The sequence below is a fragment of the Dyadobacter sp. CY345 genome (assembly GCF_021502725.1).
GTDB lineage: Bacteria > Bacteroidota > Bacteroidia > Cytophagales > Spirosomataceae > Dyadobacter.
Genome location: NZ_JAKFFS010000001.1, coordinates 1,252,862 through 1,272,157, shown reverse-complemented (window position 1 = coordinate 1,272,157; position 19,296 = coordinate 1,252,862). Strand labels below are relative to the sequence as shown.

24 protein-coding genes are annotated in these 19,296 nt (G+C 42.3%); 15 read left to right on the top strand and 9 right to left on the bottom strand.

What is annotated here, in order from left to right; genetic code table 11:
- Window positions 1-103: 103 nt before the first annotated feature.
- The 5 genes from L0657_RS27850 to L0657_RS05310 all read right to left on the bottom strand — a co-directional run bounded on the left by L0657_RS27850 (window position 104) and on the right by L0657_RS05310 (window position 3,730).
- Entirely contained in the window at window positions 104-331 is a 228-nt protein-coding gene (locus tag L0657_RS27850; RefSeq protein WP_255717744.1) for a DUF417 family protein, read from the bottom strand.
- Between the two features lie 27 nt (window positions 332-358).
- On the bottom strand, window positions 359-643 hold the full coding sequence (locus L0657_RS05325) for an RNA polymerase sigma factor (RefSeq protein ID WP_235149377.1): 285 nt from the start codon (window positions 641-643) through the stop codon (window positions 359-361).
- A 64-nt stretch (window positions 644-707) separates the two neighbouring features.
- Window positions 708-2,057 carry a vanadium-dependent haloperoxidase gene (locus tag L0657_RS05320; RefSeq protein ID WP_235149376.1) on the bottom strand — a complete coding sequence of 450 codons (1,350 nt, stop codon included), beginning with the start codon at window positions 2,055-2,057 and terminating at the stop codon, window positions 708-710.
- Between the two features lie 192 nt (window positions 2,058-2,249).
- The gene (locus tag L0657_RS05315; protein WP_235149375.1) at window positions 2,250-2,456 is read right to left on the bottom strand and encodes a hypothetical protein; all 207 of its coding nucleotides are present in this window, start codon (window positions 2,454-2,456) and stop codon (window positions 2,250-2,252) included.
- Window positions 2,457-2,893: 437 nt separating this feature from the next.
- A complete protein-coding gene (locus tag L0657_RS05310) occupies window positions 2,894-3,730 on the bottom strand; it encodes an MBL fold metallo-hydrolase (protein WP_235149374.1) in 837 nt (278 codons plus the stop codon).
- Between the two features lie 237 nt (window positions 3,731-3,967).
- Here L0657_RS05310 and L0657_RS05305 point away from each other — a divergent pair, with 237 nt between their 5' ends.
- Window positions 3,968-4,849, top strand: a complete 882-nt coding sequence (locus L0657_RS05305) for an AraC family transcriptional regulator (protein ID WP_235149373.1) — start codon at window positions 3,968-3,970, stop codon at window positions 4,847-4,849.
- Window positions 4,850-4,865: 16 nt separating this feature from the next.
- On the opposite strand, the gene L0657_RS05300 is transcribed toward L0657_RS05305, so the two are convergent.
- Together L0657_RS05300 and L0657_RS05295 are read right to left on the bottom strand one after the other, a co-directional pair.
- Window positions 4,866-5,576: a thioredoxin domain-containing protein gene (locus L0657_RS05300; RefSeq protein ID WP_235149372.1), complete on the bottom strand. Its 711-nt coding sequence runs from the start codon at window positions 5,574-5,576 to the stop codon at window positions 4,866-4,868.
- 94 nt (window positions 5,577-5,670) lie between these two features.
- Window positions 5,671-6,003, bottom strand: coding sequence for a helix-turn-helix domain-containing protein (locus L0657_RS05295; protein ID WP_235149371.1), 333 nt, complete (start codon window positions 6,001-6,003; stop codon window positions 5,671-5,673).
- Between the two features lie 112 nt (window positions 6,004-6,115).
- Between L0657_RS05295 and L0657_RS05290 the strand changes: the two genes are divergently transcribed.
- The 14 genes from L0657_RS05290 to L0657_RS05225 all read left to right on the top strand — a co-directional run bounded on the left by L0657_RS05290 (window position 6,116) and on the right by L0657_RS05225 (window position 16,125).
- On the top strand, window positions 6,116-7,012 hold the full coding sequence (locus L0657_RS05290) for an SDR family oxidoreductase (protein ID WP_235149370.1): 897 nt from the start codon (window positions 6,116-6,118) through the stop codon (window positions 7,010-7,012).
- Between the two features lie 12 nt (window positions 7,013-7,024).
- Complete coding sequence (locus L0657_RS05285) at window positions 7,025-7,414, top strand: nuclear transport factor 2 family protein (RefSeq protein ID WP_235149369.1); 390 nt, start codon at window positions 7,025-7,027, stop codon at window positions 7,412-7,414.
- Between the two features lie 247 nt (window positions 7,415-7,661).
- Window positions 7,662-8,057, top strand: a complete 396-nt coding sequence (locus tag L0657_RS05280; protein WP_235149368.1) for a hypothetical protein — start codon at window positions 7,662-7,664, stop codon at window positions 8,055-8,057.
- Between the two features lie 95 nt (window positions 8,058-8,152).
- On the top strand, window positions 8,153-8,971 hold the full coding sequence (locus L0657_RS05275; RefSeq protein ID WP_235149367.1) for an MbnP family protein: 819 nt from the start codon (window positions 8,153-8,155) through the stop codon (window positions 8,969-8,971).
- Window positions 8,972-8,995: 24 nt separating this feature from the next.
- Window positions 8,996-10,084, top strand: coding sequence for a cytochrome-c peroxidase (locus L0657_RS05270; RefSeq protein ID WP_235149366.1), 1,089 nt, complete (start codon window positions 8,996-8,998; stop codon window positions 10,082-10,084).
- A 10-nt stretch (window positions 10,085-10,094) separates the two neighbouring features.
- Window positions 10,095-11,003: a transporter gene (locus L0657_RS05265; protein WP_235149365.1), complete on the top strand. Its 909-nt coding sequence runs from the start codon at window positions 10,095-10,097 to the stop codon at window positions 11,001-11,003.
- 22 nt (window positions 11,004-11,025) lie between these two features.
- Complete coding sequence (locus tag L0657_RS05260; protein ID WP_235149364.1) at window positions 11,026-11,400, top strand: hypothetical protein; 375 nt, start codon at window positions 11,026-11,028, stop codon at window positions 11,398-11,400.
- Window positions 11,401-11,556: 156 nt separating this feature from the next.
- Entirely contained in the window at window positions 11,557-12,348 is a 792-nt protein-coding gene (locus L0657_RS05255; protein ID WP_235149363.1) for an MbnP family protein, read from the top strand.
- Complete coding sequence (locus L0657_RS05250) at window positions 12,345-13,403, top strand: cytochrome-c peroxidase (protein WP_235149362.1); 1,059 nt, start codon at window positions 12,345-12,347, stop codon at window positions 13,401-13,403. Before L0657_RS05255 ends, L0657_RS05250 begins: the two co-directional genes overlap by 4 nt.
- A 3-nt stretch (window positions 13,404-13,406) precedes the next feature.
- Window positions 13,407-13,571 carry a hypothetical protein gene (locus L0657_RS05245; RefSeq protein WP_235149361.1) on the top strand — a complete coding sequence of 55 codons (165 nt, stop codon included), beginning with the start codon at window positions 13,407-13,409 and terminating at the stop codon, window positions 13,569-13,571.
- Window positions 13,572-13,581: 10 nt separating this feature from the next.
- Entirely contained in the window at window positions 13,582-14,064 is a 483-nt protein-coding gene (locus L0657_RS05240; protein ID WP_235149360.1) for a hypothetical protein, read from the top strand.
- Window positions 14,065-14,104: 40 nt separating this feature from the next.
- Window positions 14,105-14,680: an SCO family protein gene (locus L0657_RS05235; RefSeq protein WP_235149359.1), complete on the top strand. Its 576-nt coding sequence runs from the start codon at window positions 14,105-14,107 to the stop codon at window positions 14,678-14,680.
- A 54-nt stretch (window positions 14,681-14,734) separates the two neighbouring features.
- Window positions 14,735-15,073 (top strand): c-type cytochrome, encoded by a 339-nt coding sequence (locus tag L0657_RS05230; protein WP_235149358.1) that lies wholly within the window; start codon window positions 14,735-14,737, stop codon window positions 15,071-15,073.
- A 125-nt stretch (window positions 15,074-15,198) separates the two neighbouring features.
- Window positions 15,199-16,125, top strand: a complete 927-nt coding sequence (locus tag L0657_RS05225) for a hypothetical protein (protein ID WP_235149357.1) — start codon at window positions 15,199-15,201, stop codon at window positions 16,123-16,125.
- Window positions 16,126-16,129: 4 nt separating this feature from the next.
- On the opposite strand, the gene L0657_RS05220 is transcribed toward L0657_RS05225, so the two are convergent.
- Together L0657_RS05220 and L0657_RS05215 are read right to left on the bottom strand one after the other, a co-directional pair.
- Window positions 16,130-17,812, bottom strand: coding sequence for a GH39 family glycosyl hydrolase (locus L0657_RS05220; RefSeq protein WP_235149356.1), 1,683 nt, complete (start codon window positions 17,810-17,812; stop codon window positions 16,130-16,132).
- A gap of 75 nt (window positions 17,813-17,887) precedes the next feature.
- Window positions 17,888-19,294: a family 43 glycosylhydrolase gene (locus L0657_RS05215; RefSeq protein WP_235149355.1), complete on the bottom strand. Its 1,407-nt coding sequence runs from the start codon at window positions 19,292-19,294 to the stop codon at window positions 17,888-17,890.
- Window positions 19,295-19,296 lie beyond the last annotated feature (2 nt).

Here is a 19,296-nt window from a genome sequence, read left to right as displayed (position 1 = left end):
ACCAGATTCCAAGTAATGCCATCGTTCCAATAATCAGAATCACCGTTCCCAATCCGTATGCAAAAATGTAGGTGCCAATTTCATTATTCTAATTAATATTTTTCTAAACTGTCTTCCCTTCTGGATTCTTATAATTCTTGTATTCGGGAGCATTCTTCGTGTAAAAAAAGGACATTAAAGGACTGTTTGCAACAAAGGGGACAATGCCGTCTGCCTCGTATTGAAATGCTTTTAGCCCACCAATCCATGACATTACAATAAAAATGGCGATACGGGAAAGATTTATAAAATATGATTGACTACTTGCTAAAAATGAAACCACCTTTTGCATTACTTCTGAAATTTTATGCCGGTAAAATCAAGAAGGCAAACAGTTACCTTCCATATGTGTAACCCCTTTCCTATGGGTCAGGACGAACAAATGATACGACACGGACTCCTTGCAGTCTAATGTTTCCCGGTTTTTCCAGAGCATGGCGAAAACATCGATAACAATGTCATCCGCCATCTTCCTGTTTTTTGTAAGGCAAAAAGCCATACGGTTAAGATGCCGGTAATATTTTTCAAAAAGGATTGCCAATGCGTCCTTATCCCCTTGCCGGATTAAAGAGAATAAATAACGGTCTTTGTTACTTTTACTCATGTCAGGGAATGTATTGACTCTCAAACTTTGGCTATTGGTGTGATCTTTCTAGAATTTAACTGAGTTATTTTGAAGCGATTGCATGGCGGTCTATTTTGGTAACTGCACGTTTCCAGACATTGTGGCCTACTTTCTCACCTAGGTAAGTGCCTTGTTCTACGCCGTCGCGATAATGTATCCCTCCATAAATGCGGCTGATAGACGCATCCCAATAGGCTTCCCTGAATGATTTGAATGACTTAATCCCCTGCCCATATTTCTTTTCGGTAGTATCAGTAAAGGCTACGTTATCACCGAGCAAATGCGTGAGAACAGTTCCGCAGGCAGCTGAAATAACGCTGTGCCCACTTACATATTCAGGGAAAGCAGGTGTTTCCAGAAGTGGCCGCCAATCAGGGTTTAATGTATTGTTGATTACCGTTTCGGGTCTTACCCTTACGGTCCTGTATTTCTCATCCCAGCAAGCCGAAAATGCATCAAACAGTGACAAAGCTCCCAGGGTGTAGGCTTCTGATGCATGCATCAAGTCGAGTTTTTTATCGGTCGAAACGGTTCTGATGATAGCCAGCCAATGCCCGGCTGGGGACATTTTCTTATTGGCAAACATGGCGTGACCCACTACATTAGTTACAAATGCATTATCGTCCCAAAAGTAAGCGGTTGCTTTTTGATCAGCGGTCAGTGTATTTCCCATATTATAAACTTCCATGGTAAGGTCCATAAACTTGCTTTGCTTAGCCAGATCGTATTTTGCAGGTGGTGGACAGCGGAACTGCGTGACTGAATCCAGCGCAAAAGTCCGTACGGTATTCCACATCGGCTCGCATGCGTCTGCGTAAGCAGGCGGCGTAGGCACCCATGTTCCTGGCGCATTGGTGACGGTATAGCGATACCCTCGAATCTCTTTATAATGATCCTTTCCAGAATATGCGAGCACATGTTTAGCAACAGAATCCCCATAGGCAGTAGAGCGTTCAAAAACATCATCTGGTATGCCCATTTTGCGGTATTTTTCAAATAGTCCTTTTTCATATTCATCCCACATATTACCCGAGAAAGTAAGTGAGCGCCCTACACTGGTAAAAGCTTTAATACTTGCCAGCGGATAGCAATAAGCCAGTGCGGAATCAGGTTTGGGCGGGGCAGTAAACTTGACCAATTGCCCTCCAAGGGATTGATAATCGATATATCCAGGTACGAGCGCTTCATAGGCTGACAGGAAGCAGTAACTATAAATCCGGCTGGCAACAGGTGCTTTAAAAATATCGTGAATTATTACGTCTGTCAGATGCGTGGCCGTTTCATGGAAAATTTGTGGATCGGCTGCTTTGGCATTGTATTCATCTGGTGGGGCACTTTTCGTGCATCCGACAACAAACAACATAATCATGAGGCAAGGTAAAGGTAATTTCATTTTAAAGACATCAAGGAAACACAGTATATAATGAATACGCATAAGAATAATTTAAATTTTGACTGCTGGCCCACAGCGGAAACAAGTAGGTCGTTTGTCATTTGCCGTTCGCCCAGAGCAGTGAGGGTAAGTGTGAAGTAATTTACTGTCTTTGCCTACCCAATGATAATGACTGACTTTGTATACTTTAATTTATTGATCTCCATCTACTGACCAGTCAATCAGTAAGATGGCATCTTTCTCGAATTCATAAACCTCTTTTTTATTTCGTCGGAAAACAACAATCGAAAACAGATCTGATGATTCGTCTATTTCTAAAACCTTTCCTAAATTTATAATGAAGTCTCCTAGGCGAACCCCTTCAATCTCAATACGTTTATATACCTGTATCGATTTCATTGTTGTAACGCTTACAATTTCATTTTTGAGATTCTTACCGAAAACCATTTTGTTTTTTAAATTCTCTTGGTATCTAATTGTGACAATTCAAATAGTATATAGAGAAAGAAATTGGGGAAACGCCGGTTGAATACCATTTTTTAATTTTATTTGATACAACCAAATCTGATACTTTTTATCTATACTTATTTATAAACAAAATTAGAATATTACCAACCTGTAAACAAGTACTTACCATAAGGTAGGGTACACACCTTTAGGTAAGAAATTATTTCAATGCAATATTTTGTGGAAATCATCAGGAATATATATATAATAAAAAATGCATTGTTTATAAAAAGAAGCCGTCTGGCGATTCAGACGACTCATTTTTGATTCAAAATAATCTAACTTAATGATCTCACTTAGCTTTTTATCCTCTGATTAAATCTACATGCTCATAGGGTAAGATTAAGAATCTCTCCATCCTGAGGAATGATCAATTTTGTTTTTGCAATATTCATTTCGTTTGCCATTTGACTGAGCTTAGCCCGGGTCGTACGGCAGTGGTCCAGTGCATCCATATGTACGGCAATAACTTTGGCTTTGCCACTTTCCCGGATTAGTGCCATGGTCTGTACTTCATCCATAAGTATCGGGCTTGTTTCAAATCCAGGAATAAACGCCCCGCCGGAGTTGACAACAATATAATCAGGTTTGAATCTTTTGATATTCTTATTGATATCTTCCGTTAAGATCCCATCGCCGACTATGTAAATGGTAGGCTGATTTTTAGCCATTAGCAGAAAACCTGAAGTTTTGCCCATCATCTCAAGAACCTTACCACTGCCATGCTGTGCATCTACTCTTTGGATGCTGATACCATTCCAATCCATCTTACTGTCTAAAATAGCGGCCTTTGTGAATCCTTCCTTAGTGAAAAATTCCTTATCAGCAGGCTGATTCAGCAGCTGGACAGATTTGACAAGTGCATTACTGGCCGCCGGATCAAAATGGTCAACGTGGGTGTGCGTTACCAATACCAGATCTACTCCATCAATGATCTCTTTTACAGGTATTTTCAAGTCTACTGTCGGATTTTTTTCAATTCCGGCAAAAGATTCAAATGCTCCCCTGGAAGATAGCATCGGGTCAACCAAAATTTTTTTACCCGCATATTCAATAACTAATGTAGCATTTCTGATCAACTGAAGAGTCGGCTTCTTGCCCGTTTCAGGCTGCGAAAACGAAGCGATCGATATAAGTAATGCAGCGGCTAAAAGTACTTTTTTCATAATGGAAGTTGTTTTATTAAGGTTGACATTCCTACACTGGAATTAACTTAAACTCACTGCAAAGGTCGGATCTGACAGCCGGTGATCAGCTATCAAAAAGTAACTAGTTACTACCATTTTGATAATTCAGCCTAAGTTCACTTACTTACAAAATAATTGGCTTGCTTGCTGCAATATTACTAATTCACTATCAGGCTTTGTATTGTAAATTTAAAAAGAGACTGTAAAACAGTACTTATGAAGACTATCAATTTTAACAAGACAGAATGCGGTGTTGATTTTCTTCTGAATGTTTTGCCTGGCGACCAGATTAAAGAATCCTATGTCAATACCGACTTTTATAATACTGACTACTTTGAAATCCTTTTCTTCAAAAAGGCGGAAGGTAGCGTTGTATTAAACAACCATAAGTTCGATGTCAACGATAATTCAATTGTATTCATTTCTGCATTTCAGAAAAGGCAGTGGTCAATGAATGACCAATACATGGAATTTACTTCGCTGGTCTTTCAGGAGGATTTTCTAAATGAATTTTTTGCAGACAAGCTTTTTACCTATCGTCTCCTGTATTTTTACCAGCTGCAAAACCCTTTAAAAATGGCGGTGACAAGTCAGCAAATGTCAAAGTCGTGTGAGATTCTGACTGAAATAAAAACGGAGTTAGTATCAGTCAGGCCCGACAGTGCGCACATTATTAGGTCTCAATTGTATTACTTGCTACAAACGCTAAACCGGCAATATTCCATCCAGAACAACCTGGCGCCTGGCGATGCTGGCAACAATTATGCATACCAGTTCAAAAAATTATTAGAAATACATATCCATCAAAAACAACGGATCAATGACTATACTGAAATGCTGGACATAAGCCGGATATCGCTCAATAAAGGTGTGAAAGCAGCCTTCAATGTGACTGCTACACAGCTTATCAAGCGCCGACTGCTTTCAGAAATACAATCACAGCTTATTTATTCTAACAAAACGGCAAGTGAAATTGCTTTTGAATTTGGCTTTTCAGAACCCAATCATTTGATGCGTTTCTTCAAGACGCTTACCAATGAAACAATTTCTGAATTTTTAAGCAATCACCACAGAAATATTAAGGCGGTGGCAGTTTAATACGCTGTTGCGTATCTTAAAGGGAGTCTTCTATCAGATTGCGGAAATCCATCTCTTCCATCATCCCATTCTTGCGCGTGACAAGCTTGCCATCTTTATAAAGTAAAAAAGCCGGGATTTCATCAATTCCCAATTCTTTTGCAAGAGCTTTATTGGCATCATAATCAATGGTTTCCACTTTGGCCTGGCCCTGATAATCTGACTTGATTTTTGTAATAGTTGGAAGCATTTTGATACAAGGTGCACACCACTTCGCGTAAAAATCAATGAGCACGACATCGGAAGAAGCTGTTAGTTTGTTAAAATCAGCCATTGACATACCTTTGGCTGTCTTGGATTCTGCACCTTCTATTTTTTTTCCGGAAGAAGACCATTTCAAATATCCCCCTTTCAACTCATAGACCTGTGTAAAACCATTTTCAACAAGTGTTTTTGAAGCCAGAGCACTACGGCCGCCTGACAAGCAGTACACCAATACTGGCTTACTTTTATCCAACCCCCTTATTTCTTCCTTGAAATTTGGCGACTTGTAGTCCAGATTTTTTGAGTGCCTCAGGTGCCCGTCCTGGTACTCAGCAGCAGTACGGACGTCAAGCAATTGCACTTGGCGTGAACCGGAGAGTTTACTTTCAAATTCATCAGCATTCAGCTGCGTCTGCGCTTTTACGCTTAACACAGACAGCATCAGATAGATCACTGCGATACATGGTATTTTAATGAACATCATATTGATTGATAGTTGATAATTAAATATTTCATTCTAAGTGAACAAGTAGAATAATGAACAATATGGTTAGGTGATTAGCATAAATAAACCAGCATCATACTAAATTTTCTAAACCGAATTCCACCAGCTTATTTATGATTGGTAGCGTTTTTAGGCCAAGCTCAGTCAACCTGTATTCTACTCTTGGAGGAATTTCAGGATAAGCCTTCTTGGTGACCAGTTTATTTTCAACAAGCATATTCAGTTCCTGAATCAGCATCTTCTCGCTGATGCTGGGAATAGCTCTTTTTAGCTCTCCGTATCGCATCACATCGTCATTGATCTGAAATATGATCATCATGGTCCATTTGCCACCAAGAATCTTTAATGATGCTTTTACAGGACAACCTTCGTCACAAGGCAAAATTTGTTTTTCCTTTTTTTCCATTGATAATCAATAATTCTAACCATTAAGTAGGTACCCTACCAGCTCGTAAGTACTTGTACAAAAGTAGGTTATGTATCAATTTTGTGCAAGTATTAAATAAAATATATAAAAAATGAGAATATTGGTTTTTGGGGCAACAGGCTCACAACAGTTCTATATTATTGAAGAAGCAAAGAAAAGAGGCGCAGAAGTAATCGCTGCAACAAGTACTGAAACAAGTTTCGAAAAACTAAGGCAGGCAGGCGCAGTGCCAGTTTTAGGAAATATAAGCAATGCTGCACAAATGCTTGAAATAACCAAAGGCATTGATGCAATTGCTTTTATGATCCCGGTTTCTTTGCCAAACCCTTTCGATGGTCTGGAGTTTTCTAAAAATGTCATTGACGCCGCCAAAGAAAACGGTGTCAAAAAGATTGTCTGGAACACCAGCGGCTGGCTTGAAGATCAAAAAACAGGTATGCCTACCGATGATGTAAAATTGGATGTCAAAGATTATTTGGTAGCAAGTGGGTTGGATTGTGTAATCATCGAACCTACTATTTACATGGAGAATATGATGGGAGGATTTTGTGCCCCTTTCGTGACCAATGAGAAGAAGCTGGCATATCCTACACCGCAAACAATGCCCATTGGCTGGATAGCATCGCGCGACGTAAGCACTTTGGTAGTAGAAGCTATTTACACCCCAAACTTAACAGCAGATTCATTCAGGGTGAGTGGCTTAGAGAACTTGAAAGGTGATGAGCTGGCAGAAAGGTTTTCCAAAGGTATTGGCGAAAAAATAGTTTACTATGCACAGCCCCCCACAGAGTTCAAGGATATCCTTGCCCCGTTTGTTGGAGCAGCAGCAGCAGCTGCTGTTGCCTCCTATTATCAGGATCTTCAAAACGCTACGCAATACCCTTCCAAATTCAACCCGAACATGCATGAAGTTTTGGAAAAGCTACCCGTTAAGATGACTTCTGTAGAGCAGTGGGCAAAAGAAAATAAAGGATTTTTTATTAAATAAAATTATAAGCATATGGAAGCGAAAGAAACCGTAGCATCGTACTTTGACGCATTGGCCAATGGTGAAGTGGAGAAAGCACTCTCCTTCTTCACGCCGGAAACAAAATGGAGCCAGCCGGGAAACAATAAGTTTTCAGGCGTGAAAAATAACCTTGATGAAATTTTTAAAATGTTTGAAGGCATCATGGGTGATACAGCGGGAAACATGACTGTAAGGCCCCATGGAGCAATGACGGAAAGTGGCAGTTTCGTAGCAGCGCCCGTCTGGTTTACAGCAAAGAAAGAGTCGAAAACTTTTGATCTTGGAGGAATGGATTTGTTTGAAGTGAAATCAGGAAAGATCATGCACGTGTGGACATTTTCAGATGACCAGCAAGTAGATGATGAATTCTGGGGAAAGTAAATAAATTTCATAGTGGGTCCAGATACAATCAGAAGCCGGGTTCGTATTACTTAATGCAGATCACCACAAACTTGGCTTCGGTCATCCTAACCGAAAACAGGCATGCATTCTTTTAATGGTTTGATCTGCATATTGAGAATTGAAATTATTAATATTAGCAGATAAAAGTGTGCATTGGCTTTATATCCTGATGTTTGATGGTTACCTTTACTGCAGCTCCGAGTAATAATTTCTTATTTACCTCAAATTGAATAGTTTACACAAACAGTGGATTGGCCTGGGCCTTTTAACGCTAATGCTTGTAAAAGCATGGTTGATCCCGCTTGTATGTCTTGATTATGAATTGCGCAAAGAATACATTGCCAAAGCACTCTGCGTAAACAGGAATAAACCCATCACTTTGTGTTATGGGAAATGTTACCTGGCCAATAAGCTCGCTGCTGCCAATCAACAACAGGAACGCCAGGCCGAACAGGACTATGTCACTAGTCTGATTTATCAGGTGATGGATATCAACAGCGTTAAGTCATTTGATTATTCCCCGACTACTTTCCTTTTACCGGATACGGCTCAGTATCCTTTTCAATCTTCATTTATTGACCGCCTGTTAATCGGCAGCATTTTCCGCCCGCCAATCGTTTAGTGACCTGTCTTTATTTTCTTCTAATAACAGTTTACTAAAACATCCATTATCTCAACATTAAGTTGTTGAGAAACAACCCTATATTGCATGAAAGTATGTATAAATACTTTGCGACAGCCATGGCTGTATGCGCAGTCTTTCTATTATTCTCCTGTTCTACTCCCGCAAGTCCCAGCCCTAAGCCTGACACCCCCGCCGGTGGAAAGCTTCGCCTGGAATTTGATAATGTCGTTGGTGATAAAAACCTGGTTCTTGGCAGTGTCACCTACAAAAATGCTTCGAATGAGGATTTTGTTGTTACTAAATTCAATTACTTCATTTCCAATATCAAACTCACCAAAGCTGACGGAAATGTATTTGTCGTGCCCCAGGATTCGAGTTATTTCCTGGTGAAGGAGGACACAAAAACCTCCCAGTTTGTGACGCTAAACAATGTACCGTTCGGCGATTATACCGCGGCTGAATTCATGATAGGTGTGGACAGCATACGCAACACTGCACCGATTGAGAAGCGCCCTGGCGTGCTGGACCCATCAGGTTCAATGATGGACGATGGCATGTACTGGGCCTGGAACTCAGGATATATTTTTGTTAAATTAGAAGGCACTTCTTCCAAAGGCAACCCTGTGAATGGTAAGTTTTACTATCATATTGGGTTGTTTAACGGCTATAACGAACGAACTGCCAACAACACGCGTGTCGTAAAAATGGATTTCGGTCAGCTAAAAGCTAGTGTCACAGAAAGCGCTGTGCCGGAAGTTCATTTCCTGGTCGATGTACAAAAAGTCTTTGACGGGCCAGCTGCCAATATCAGCATTGCTGCCTACAACAGCATTATGGGTGGCCAGCCTGACAAATCGCAGCAGATTGCAGATAACTATGTCAAGATGTTCAGCTTAGACCATATCCACTAAGTCATCTGACGATCTGCTTTTGCTATGAACAGACTTATTTTTTTATTAATGCTTTCGCTAATCTGTTGCAGTACAGCCGAGCAAAAAGCGCCCCTGCCAGTCAGGACAGGTCCTACACCTATTGCCTGGACCAAACCGGCGGGTTTTCCGGATCCGGTTTATGACCTGTCGCGCAACCCGCTTACCGAGGAAGGTGTGCAGCTGGGCAGGTTCCTGTTTTACGATGGCATTTTGTCCAGGACCAACCTGGTAGGCTGCGGCACTTGCCACCAGCAGGCGGCTGCTTTCACGCACCATGGTCACGAACTCAGCCATGGCGTAGACGACCGCCTGGGCGTCCGCAATTCTCCTGCCACTCAGAATTTGGCCTGGAACACGTCCTTTTTCTGGGACGGCGGCGTGCATGATATGGATCTGGTGCCCTTCAACCCGATAGAAAATCCGGTAGAAATGGATCAAAAAGTGGTCAATGTGCTCGATAAGCTACGCAGTACGCCATCGCCTACTGCTAAGATCCCGGTGGATTATCCCAAAATGTTCAAAGCAGCATTCGGGACCGATGAAATCAATTCGGAACGGATGATGAAGGCGCTCTCGCAGTTTATGATGACGATGGTTTCGGCCAATTCAAAGTATGATTACTACCGGGCAGGCGATGCGAATGCACTCACGGCGCGGGAGAAGCAGGGTTTGGTATTATTTCAAAAAAATTGCAGCTCCTGTCACCAGGGCGTTTTGTTTACCGATAATTCCTTCCGCAACAATGGGCTGATGCCGATGCGCAATAATGATCAGGGGCGGATTGCAATCACAGGAAAGCCACGTGATGCCTACAAGTTCAAGGTCCCCAGCCTTCGCAATGTGGGCCTGACTGCGCCTTACATGCACGACGGGCGGTATCACACTCTGGAAGAAGTGCTTGATCATTACACTGACAGCGTCCAGAAAACCCCGACGCTCGACACGCTTCTGATTCAGTTCAATAGTAAGCCGGGCATTGCATTATCCGATACAGAAAAACAGTTGCTCATAGCTTTCCTGAAAACACTTTCCGACGAGCAGTTTATCCGCGACGCCAAATTAGCCGATCCGGGGATTAGGACCGCATTTTAAAACTATCATCATGAAAATAAAACATTTAGTATTTATCATTTTTCTGCTGACAGCTCAAGTTTCGCTGGCCTGCGATATTTGCGGCTGCGCTAATAGCGGCTCCTACTTTGGGCTAATGCCTAAGTCGCATAAGTCGGTGATCGGGCTGCGTTACCGGCGGCTGCATTTTGTGACGCATGCTGATAGCAAGGTTTTGAAAACGGAAGAGCATTTCAATGTCGGCGAAGTTTATGCCCGGTTATTTCCCATCAAGCGCGTACAGGTCATGGCTTTTCTTCCTTACCGCATCGATAAGCAGGTAACTTCTGCGGATGTAAAAAAGCAGAATGGGATGGGCGATATCACGGTTTTGGCCAACTACAATATCCTGAACACATTTATGGATAAGGAAACCTCAGGCGCATTCAACCACACACTGATGCTAGGCGGCGGGGTAAAGCTGCCGACGGGTGATTTCAAGTTTGATGAGAATAATACGCTTGAAGTCGCTAATGCCAATTTTCAGTTGGGAACCGGCAGCACCGATCTTATTGTCAATGCTTTTTATACCATTAACAAAGACCAGTGGGGACTTGCTACCAATATTTCCCGCAAGTTCAATACGGCCAATTCACAGGGTTACCGGTTCGGTGACCAAGTTTTTGGAACCGTTGAGCTCTACCGGTCTTTTAACATCGGCAGCATTTCACTGACCCCCAGCATCGGCGTTTACGGCGAGCATGCTGATCATGGAAAGCAGCAAGGAAAAGAGCTTGACATTAAAGGCGGAAGGCTGCTGAATGGCACAGCCGGGGTAACCTTTTTTTCCAACAAATGGACACTGGGTGTAAATGCCCAGAAACCCGTCGCTCAGAAAAGCGCCTCCGGCCACGTGGTCGCCAAAGAAAGGCTTATGGTACAAGTTGGATTTTTATTTTAAGTAACAAATTGACTGAATGTAAATGAGATCTGTTCTTGCATATATATTGCTGGCCGCAATCATGCTACCTACGCTTAGTCCGTGGGGAACAGTCGCCTATTACCAGATTAATAAAACTTACATTGCCCGTGTGCTTTGCGAAAACCGTGACAAGCCCTTACTTAATTGCAATGGCAAATGCTTCCTGGCCAAAAAGCTCAAAGAGCAGCAGGATAAAAAAGATATAGAAACCACCGAACGCGTTGAAAACATGCCCTTTGTGCAGTTGTTTTTTATGGCTGCGTGTCACTTCTTTTTTGAAGCAAAGCCATTTGACAGTTTAAAATCCGGACCCTTCTTTTTCTGCCTTTCTGTTTACGCAACACCGGCAAGCGGTATCCTGCGTCCGCCTCAGTAGTACTGCATCTTAACTGATCGTATTAAGCTCAAATATTAACAAATCGAGCGCTAACCAGCCAAAGCTGTCTGTATGGGCAAGCCTTGAATTGCTGGTGATGGCAATCTTTTGCTCCAGTTCATTTTATCTTTTTTATTCAGAAATCAAACTAAACAGATGATACGTATTATAATATTCGCACTGCTTTCCGCTCTTTTTTTCGCTTGTTCAGATGATGAAAATGCCCCACTTGTAAAGCCAGTGGCTACCGGTGAGCTAAGCCTCACTTTCGATGCCAGGGTTGGCAATACTGACTTTGCACTTGATAAAGACTTTACTATTGGCAGCCAGACCGTCAGCTTTACCAAGCTCCGCTACTGGGTCAGCAACATGGTTTTGGTCGATACAAAGGGAACTGAATACATGGTGCCGGACTCCTATTTTCTAATGGAGGAAGTCGGCGAGCTGGATCTTTCGGGAACGATCAATGACAAACTGATCTATCCCGCCAATAAGCGTGAAATGATCACTTTAAAGGGCATTCCAGCGGGTGAGTATAAATCCGTTAAATTCTCCATCGGAGTGGATGCCAGGCATAACGACAACCTGAGCCTTCGTGCAGGCGAGCTTTCGATTGCCAACGGGATGAGCAGCATTGTATGGATGTGGCATTCAAGCTATATTTTCAGCTCACTTGCAGGATCTGTAAAGCAGGGCAGTGAAACAAAGACATTTAAAGCGGAAACAGGCCTGAATGCAAATTACAAGAGTATGACCATCGATTTTGCTGCGCCTGTTAATTCGGCAACGGCCAAAGGGGTTGTCTTGCTAGTGGATGTGGCAAAAATTCTGAACGGCATTGATCTGATCAAAAACTCCACGATTAATGCAGCCACAGCTCCATTAATGTCAGCTGTGGCTACCAATCAGGCGACAAAGGCAATCGCATTTGGCTCAACAGTTCAATGATGGTTTGTATCAGAAAAATAGCGATCCTGCTGCTGGCACTCGCGCTCAATGCGTGCGATAAACCCGGCCTGGCGCCCAAAAACGAGCCTTACCGGTTTGTGATCCCTGCGCACTTTCCAAAGCCCGCTTTCGACACCGGGAATCCGGCGAGCCGCGCTGGCGTGCAGCTGGGCAGGATGCTGTTTTATGATACAAGGCTATCGGCCGATAACCAAGTCTCGTGCGCAAGCTGTCATGATCCCAAACTGGCTTTTAGCGACGGGGTAAAGCTCAGCGATGCAGGTGTTTCGGCAACTGCATTGCTGCGCAACTCCCCTGCCCTTTTCAATATGGCCTGGGCCAATAACGGCCTTTTTTGGGATGGCGGAGCAACAAACCTGGAATCTCAGGCATTTGCACCACTGACTGCTCATGACGAAATGGCGCAGGATCTGGATCAGCTCGTTATGGAGCTCAATGCGGCTCCCGCATATGTTTCGGGTTTTCAGCAGGCATTCAATGAACCGGTTAGCGCGCAAAATGTGGCAAAGGCCCTCTCGCAATTCCAGCGCTCACTAATTTCTGCTGATTCGAAATATGATCGGTACCGGCTGAATAGTCACGGAGAATCGCTGACAGTTGACGAGCTGAAAGGCCAGGCACTTGTCCGGCAAAAATGCCAGAGTTGCCGCGCAGGCGAGCTTTTTACGGATCAAAGTTTCCATAACAATGGGATCAATTCAGATTTTTCGAATACGCAGCATGAAGGTATTATTCAGGGGCGATATCGGATCACTTACGAGCCGGCTGATCTTGGAAAGTTCAAGACGCCATCGCTTAGGAACCTGGCATTCACTGCGCCTTACATGCATGATGGGCGCTTTGATACGCTGGACGAAGTAGTTAGACATTATTCTAATGACATAAAGGGTTCAACGACACTTTCATCTCATCTTCCCAAAGAAGGATTTGGATTTTCACAGCTGGAAAAAAAGCAGATCATCGCATTTCTGCATACGCTGAACGACTATTCATTTACCGAAAATCCAAATCACCAAAAACTAGCAAATCATTAAAAAATGAACAGATTACTGCTTCGGGCAGAAGTTAAGTTCCTGCTAAATGGAACAGGCGTAAGCTTGCCAGTTGATCGCTTTAAAACGCAACCATCTACGATCATACTTACCAGCATATATATACTGGTTGCAATATCTATTTTCGGGATGGTTTCCCAATTAATTTAAACAATGTCTTATGAAAAAATATTTGTTTTTAATCCTTGCAGCTCTTGGCATATCAGCATGTGACAGCACTCAGAAAAGTGGCAAAGCCGACGCGCATCACGATATGGGAACTAGCCATCGGGCCAACCCCAAAACCAAATCGCTTATGGACCTGCACGACAGTGCTATGCCAAATATGGAAGAAATAATGACCATCAAAAAGCAACTTACAAACATTGCAAATCAGCTCGACAGCCAGAATGTGGTTAACCCCAGCTCCCAGCTACAAAATCAAAAAAAGCAGGCAAGCGACTTGATTCAGCAGCTGGTTAAAGCAGATAAATCCATGATGGATTGGATGCACCAGTATAGGGCCGATACCCTTGAAACCCTTGATGAGCATCAACAGGAAGCTTATATCGCAAGCCAGACCGCTAAGATGGACCTGGTTAACATCCAGATGCAGGATGTAATAACAAAGTCAAAACAATTTATTAAAATCAACATCCAATGAAAAATTTGATCGCATGTCTGCTGGTGCTAATAATTGTTGCATGCAAACAAAAAAATTGCCAATCCTGGGCGAGTCCGATACCGTTACAAAGATGGTTGACGGCAAGAAAACCCAGGTGACAGAATATCCAAGGATTCCCGACTACACTTTTGTGAACCATAAAAACCAGCCATTCACACAGAAGCAAATGGAAGGCAAGATCTATGTCGCCGATTTCTTTTTCACAACCTGCCCCACGATCTGCCCGGTCATGAAATCCAACATGCTTACGGTTCTGGAACACTTTAAGGGCAATTCTCAAGTCGGCATTCTTTCGCATACGATTGACCCTGAACACGACACGCCTGATGTACTGGGAAAATATGCTGATGATCTGGGTTTGAAAGGCAATATGTGGCAATTCGTGACTGGCGACCGGGAGAAGATCTATGACATAGGTCAAAAGCACTATATGGTCAGTGCGATGGCCGACCCTGACGAACCAGGAGGGTTTATTCATAGCGGCGCATTCATACTAGTCGACAAAAACAGGTATGTGCGGGGTATATATGATGGTACTTCCAAGGAAAGTACTGCAAAGCTCATAGAAGACATGGCTGTGCTTTTGGAGGAATAGCACATGGCCGATAAAAAGCTTCACTATTAATAAATATCTAAAATCCTAAAAAAAATGAAAGCCATGATGATTCTAACGCTGGCCTGTCTGTGGTTTATGGCCACGCCAGCCCTTGCCCAACAGCAAGTGAAAATTCCCGAAGATATCTCCAAGCTACTTACGCAATATGCATGCCTTGCATGTCATAAAGCTGACGCTAAGGTAATCGGGCCTGCCTATGTGGATGTAGCAAAAAAAAAATACACCAACGCGCAGATCGTCTCTTTAATCTATAATCCCAAGCCTGCGAACTGGCCGGGGTATCCGCCTATGTCCCCGATGAAAAATGTCCCTGAAAAGGACGCTTTAAAGATTGCTGCCTGGATCAATTCATTGGCAAAGAAGCACTCCTAGTCCGACTGTGCAGATCATAGTTACCGATAGTATCCAAATACTTGTGCTTTGGATACTATCAATTTTCAATAATCTATTCAGCGTTTCACATCCCAGGCATACTCAACCCATAATTATTAAAACTAATGGACAAAAAATTAAAGAATCTGTTTGAAAACGTATTAAAAGATTTGGCCTCTGAGGGCCGCAATCAAAAAGTAAATGATGAATTAAAGGCAATAGCTCAAATTGATAGCAATCAACAGATTTCTATTAAAGATTGTAGCCAGGGTGTTTTATTTAAAGCTTTGCAGCAAATGTACTCTGAGGGTCAACGATCCATTCAACTTTTTAAAACACCAGATAGCGCACTAACCCGTTATACTGAATACCCCAAAATATCGATTCGTAGCAAATCTCCCAAAACTACGGTTGCAGCCGACAAGTTTGCCATCCACCTGGCACCCATTATTAGGAAAATCAGAGAGGAAGGCGATACAACCCTGGAAGCAATTGCTGTAAGATTGACCAAATTGCAGGTACCAACCCCAAAGGGAGGTAAGTGGTATGCTCAATCCGTGCGTAAGCTTGAATCCAGGATTGAGAAGCTGGAAAGACAATTTTTCTTTCCAATCGTAATGGTGCTGTTGTCTTTTGTTGGATCAGCAGCCCAACATCCGGCTTTGCCAGCCACGAACCTGGGAATGGCAAATAGCCTAAATGGCCTTGCTGGAAAGGCAGGATTTATCTATCAAGGATATGCTCAGCTTTTTCATACCAGAAAAGTAGTTGCAGGTAAAGGACAATCTGCTTCCCCAGGTTTAAAGGTTAACTCCCTGCTGCAAATGAATCAATTTATATATCTAACACCAGCGAAGTTGTTTGATGGAAATCTGGCGTTCACTGTTTTAGTCCCTATTGTGCAAATTTCCGCTTCGGCAGAAAATGGCCATGCTCCATTGGTAAATCCCGGAGTTCTGGGAGACAATAAAAAACTGTTAATAAGTGTAATTATTAAGTTAATTATATTATTAATTCAAGAACAATTTACTCAGCATATGTTAAAAAAGTAGCTATTTAATTCACCCAATCAATTTCCAATAGCATCGTCGATTGTGATTCCAGTTTAAGATTGACAACAGCTTTACCATCAACCAGTTTTATCTCTTTCTTTTCTTCTGTCATTTGTAAAGTGCCTGCTTTTTCCAGAATATTTACCTGTTCCTTCGATGGATTTTGCGGTGAGCCCATACCTTTCCAGACCTCATAAGAATTATTGTGTTTTTTATCAATAACATATTGACTTAGAAATACTTTTTTTCCGGTTGGCAAACCCTGCAACTGTACAGCAACACTATCTAAAGCTCCCGGCTGATCGATATCATGGTAGTTCCAGACCAATACTGAAGCATTTTTTTTATCGATCGCAGCCAATGCACCAATGTCAGACTGATTTCTTATACTGCCTTGCAAAACTGAATCCAAAGCATACATTCTGTTTGAGCGCACAGCTACTCTTTTGCCTGACATTTTTCCAAACATTCTAAATACATTTAGAACAGGTTTATCTACTCCGTTTGTTGCTAAATCACGAAATCCTCCAAACCAGGGCTGATTTTCAAATTCGAAAGACCAACTCACCGCACCAAGTAAATTCTTCTGATGGCGGTCTGTAAGTTCATATATGCGTGCAAAAGAAGCGGCTGTATAACTGGAAAACATGGTTCCGTTTCTGTAAGCATTCTCAGGGTTAGTTGCCATACTGCATGCCGCGCAGCCTTCTGGGTCTGATTCACCTAGAATCACAGGAATATTTTTAAGTTGCGGATATTTGGCAATTACAGCGAAATTGTCAGTGATATTTTTGAGCTGCTCCCTTACATCCATCACCACCTTTCCATTAATGACATTAGGTAACCCTTTGGCATGAAAAAGAATCATATCCAACGGAGAGCCGATTTTACCCGTTACATAATTGGTATCAGAAACACAATGCTTTAAAAATGCATCCAAAAAATTCATTCCGTTTCCCGTTACATTACAGCCACCAATCCGCGCTCTTGGCAATGCCCGCTGCACTGCATTTGCTGTATGATCATATAATTTGAAGAATTCCTGCCAGGTTCCTCCCCAATAAACGCCATTTGGTTCATTCCAGAGTTCCCAATACCAGCTTTCTACTTCGGCTTTGCCATAACGAGCAACACAATGCATCACCCAATGATAGACCAGCTCACTCCATTTATTATAATCCTTTGGCGGATATGTCCAGCCTGTCTGCAGCTTTTTGAATCTATCACCTGGCTTCCAGTCATGTTTATACGGCTGTGGATGCGTCGATAAAGCTTCGGGCATAAAACCGATTTGTGCCAAAGGTTTCATTTTCCGACTGACATAGGCATCAAAAATGCTGTCAACTATGGCCCAATTATAAACAGGTTTTCCTTTTGCATCTTCGGTATACATATTGGTCGATCCCCATTTTAGAGAAGGTGTCCCGTCGCCGGAAGTCATTAGATTATGAGTTCTCACATAAACGGGCGCAGGACTGAGAGCTGCCATTTCTGTGAGCAGTTTTTTACCATCTTTCATGTACGTAAAATTGGGCTCATCATAGCCAAACCACGACCAAATAGGTGTCATATGCCCTACTGTTTTACTAAAATCCACTTTGACTACGGCAGGCTGAGTTTGAGAAAATGCCACAGAGGATAAAAGCAGCAGATAAATTAAAAGGTCAACTCTATGCAATTTTCGCATTATATAAATGATTTAATTTAAAACTAAATGCAATTTTTTTTACAGTTGGTATGATGATACCATGGCAGACAGTGATTACTCTTTTAATACGATTTTATCCAATGAGATTTCATAACCGGTACTTCCATAACTATTTTTTTTCTTATCTGACCAGTTTGGACGTTCTCCCATTACGGAAACTATTAGTGAGTAATTACCTTTTGAAAGCAATGGACTTAAATATCTGAGCGAGGTATCAGCGTAAAGACAATACAAGTCTACGATGGAAGACAACACAATTTTCCCTTTGCGGTTACGAATTATAACTTTTGCATAGCCGCCTTTTGGACTTGCTAACCCATACCAGCCAATCTGAATACCTTTAAAACCAATGGTAAAAGAAGCACCATTTTCCTGCGAAAAGTGCCCTGTCCTACTACCAGATGTGTCGTTCTGCCAATTTCCAGAATATATGATTTGCAAACTCGAATCTCCTAGAATTCTCCCATCAACTTTTGCAAATGACTTTACCCCGGTCAAGGGATATATTTGCCATGCTTGCTCAAATTCAGGGATTGAAATAGAATAACCGGATACGGTCAATGGCTGCCACACGTAAGTCGCTGCTGATGCCTGCTTGGGGTAAGACCACCGATCACCCATAAACAGAAAGGTCGTGTCCTTCGACCCGTTAATGGGTAAAACAAATGTGGTCTGCGAGTTCCATGTCAAAGTGCCTTCCTTAGCGAAAATCCCCTGATTCTTCCAGGGCCCTTTCAGTGAAGTTGCCGTATAATAATAGTTTTCATTTTTCTCCCAGCTCGTAAGGTATGAACCTAAAAAGTAATAAATGCTATCCTTTCTAAATAGTGTCGGCGATTCAAACCCGGGTGTCATGTTCTTGTTAACTTGTTCTGCTACGCTTTTGTAGTCGTTTCTTAATTTGTAAATCTCACCACCATGAATAAGTACATAACCTGATCCGTCCTGATCCTGAAAAGTACCCATATCCCATTTTCGGATTGGCTTACCATCGTAGAGTATAGGTCCTTGAAAAACGTACGGGCCTACAATTTTTTCTGAGGTAGCATACCCAATAAACTGATCCTTATAGCCTAGCGTATCAACATGCATATACATGATATATTCGCCTGACGCAGGACACTTCATGACCTTCACACGTTCCCCTACACGGTTCGGGCCGAGCTTTCCTTTGGCCTGGACTGGGAGGGCAACGCTTTCGAATTTCCAGTTATATAAATCAGTGGATGAATAACAATTGAAACCAACAAATTGATTACTGGTATCGGAATGCGCTTCACCGAACAAAAAAAAACGATCTTTTTCCTTTACAATATTAGCTCCATGAGCACTGACAATATTCCCGTTATCGTCATACCACGGGACGCCGGAATAGATTGCATCATATTGTTTATGCTTTTGAGCCAAACAATCAAGATCAGTCAGCACCAGAAAAAAAAGAAGTATAGTTAAAAGTTTCATAA

Bases quoted from the DNA above. Each gene is read 5' to 3' on its own strand.
- L0657_RS27850 (WP_255717744.1), bottom strand. From the start codon at position 331: ATGCAAAAGGTGGTTTCATTTTTAGCAAGTAGTCAATCATATTTTATA.
- L0657_RS05325 (WP_235149377.1), bottom strand. From the start codon at position 643: ATGAGTAAAAGTAACAAAGACCGTTATTTATTCTCTTTAATCCGGCAA.
- L0657_RS05320 (WP_235149376.1), bottom strand. From the start codon at position 2,057: ATGAAATTACCTTTACCTTGCCTCATGATTATGTTGTTTGTTGTCGGA.
- L0657_RS05315 (WP_235149375.1), bottom strand. From the start codon at position 2,456: ATGAAATCGATACAGGTATATAAACGTATTGAGATTGAAGGGGTTCGC.
- L0657_RS05310 (WP_235149374.1), bottom strand. From the start codon at position 3,730: ATGAAAAAAGTACTTTTAGCCGCTGCATTACTTATATCGATCGCTTCG.
- L0657_RS05305 (WP_235149373.1), top strand. From the start codon at position 3,968: ATGAAGACTATCAATTTTAACAAGACAGAATGCGGTGTTGATTTTCTT.
- L0657_RS05300 (WP_235149372.1), bottom strand. From the start codon at position 5,576: ATGATGTTCATTAAAATACCATGTATCGCAGTGATCTATCTGATGCTG.
- L0657_RS05295 (WP_235149371.1), bottom strand. From the start codon at position 6,003: ATGGAAAAAAAGGAAAAACAAATTTTGCCTTGTGACGAAGGTTGTCCT.
- L0657_RS05290 (WP_235149370.1), top strand. From the start codon at position 6,116: ATGAGAATATTGGTTTTTGGGGCAACAGGCTCACAACAGTTCTATATT.
- L0657_RS05285 (WP_235149369.1), top strand. From the start codon at position 7,025: ATGGAAGCGAAAGAAACCGTAGCATCGTACTTTGACGCATTGGCCAAT.
- L0657_RS05275 (WP_235149367.1), top strand. From the start codon at position 8,153: ATGTATAAATACTTTGCGACAGCCATGGCTGTATGCGCAGTCTTTCTA.
- L0657_RS05270 (WP_235149366.1), top strand. From the start codon at position 8,996: ATGAACAGACTTATTTTTTTATTAATGCTTTCGCTAATCTGTTGCAGT.
- L0657_RS05265 (WP_235149365.1), top strand. From the start codon at position 10,095: ATGAAAATAAAACATTTAGTATTTATCATTTTTCTGCTGACAGCTCAA.
- L0657_RS05260 (WP_235149364.1), top strand. From the start codon at position 11,026: ATGAGATCTGTTCTTGCATATATATTGCTGGCCGCAATCATGCTACCT.
- L0657_RS05255 (WP_235149363.1), top strand. From the start codon at position 11,557: ATGATACGTATTATAATATTCGCACTGCTTTCCGCTCTTTTTTTCGCT.
- L0657_RS05250 (WP_235149362.1), top strand. From the start codon at position 12,345: ATGATGGTTTGTATCAGAAAAATAGCGATCCTGCTGCTGGCACTCGCG.
- L0657_RS05245 (WP_235149361.1), top strand. From the start codon at position 13,407: ATGAACAGATTACTGCTTCGGGCAGAAGTTAAGTTCCTGCTAAATGGA.
- L0657_RS05240 (WP_235149360.1), top strand. From the start codon at position 13,582: ATGAAAAAATATTTGTTTTTAATCCTTGCAGCTCTTGGCATATCAGCA.
- L0657_RS05235 (WP_235149359.1), top strand. From the start codon at position 14,105: ATGCAAACAAAAAAATTGCCAATCCTGGGCGAGTCCGATACCGTTACA.
- L0657_RS05230 (WP_235149358.1), top strand. From the start codon at position 14,735: ATGAAAGCCATGATGATTCTAACGCTGGCCTGTCTGTGGTTTATGGCC.
- L0657_RS05225 (WP_235149357.1), top strand. From the start codon at position 15,199: ATGGACAAAAAATTAAAGAATCTGTTTGAAAACGTATTAAAAGATTTG.
- L0657_RS05220 (WP_235149356.1), bottom strand. From the start codon at position 17,812: ATGCGAAAATTGCATAGAGTTGACCTTTTAATTTATCTGCTGCTTTTA.
- L0657_RS05215 (WP_235149355.1), bottom strand. From the start codon at position 19,294: ATGAAACTTTTAACTATACTTCTTTTTTTTCTGGTGCTGACTGATCTT.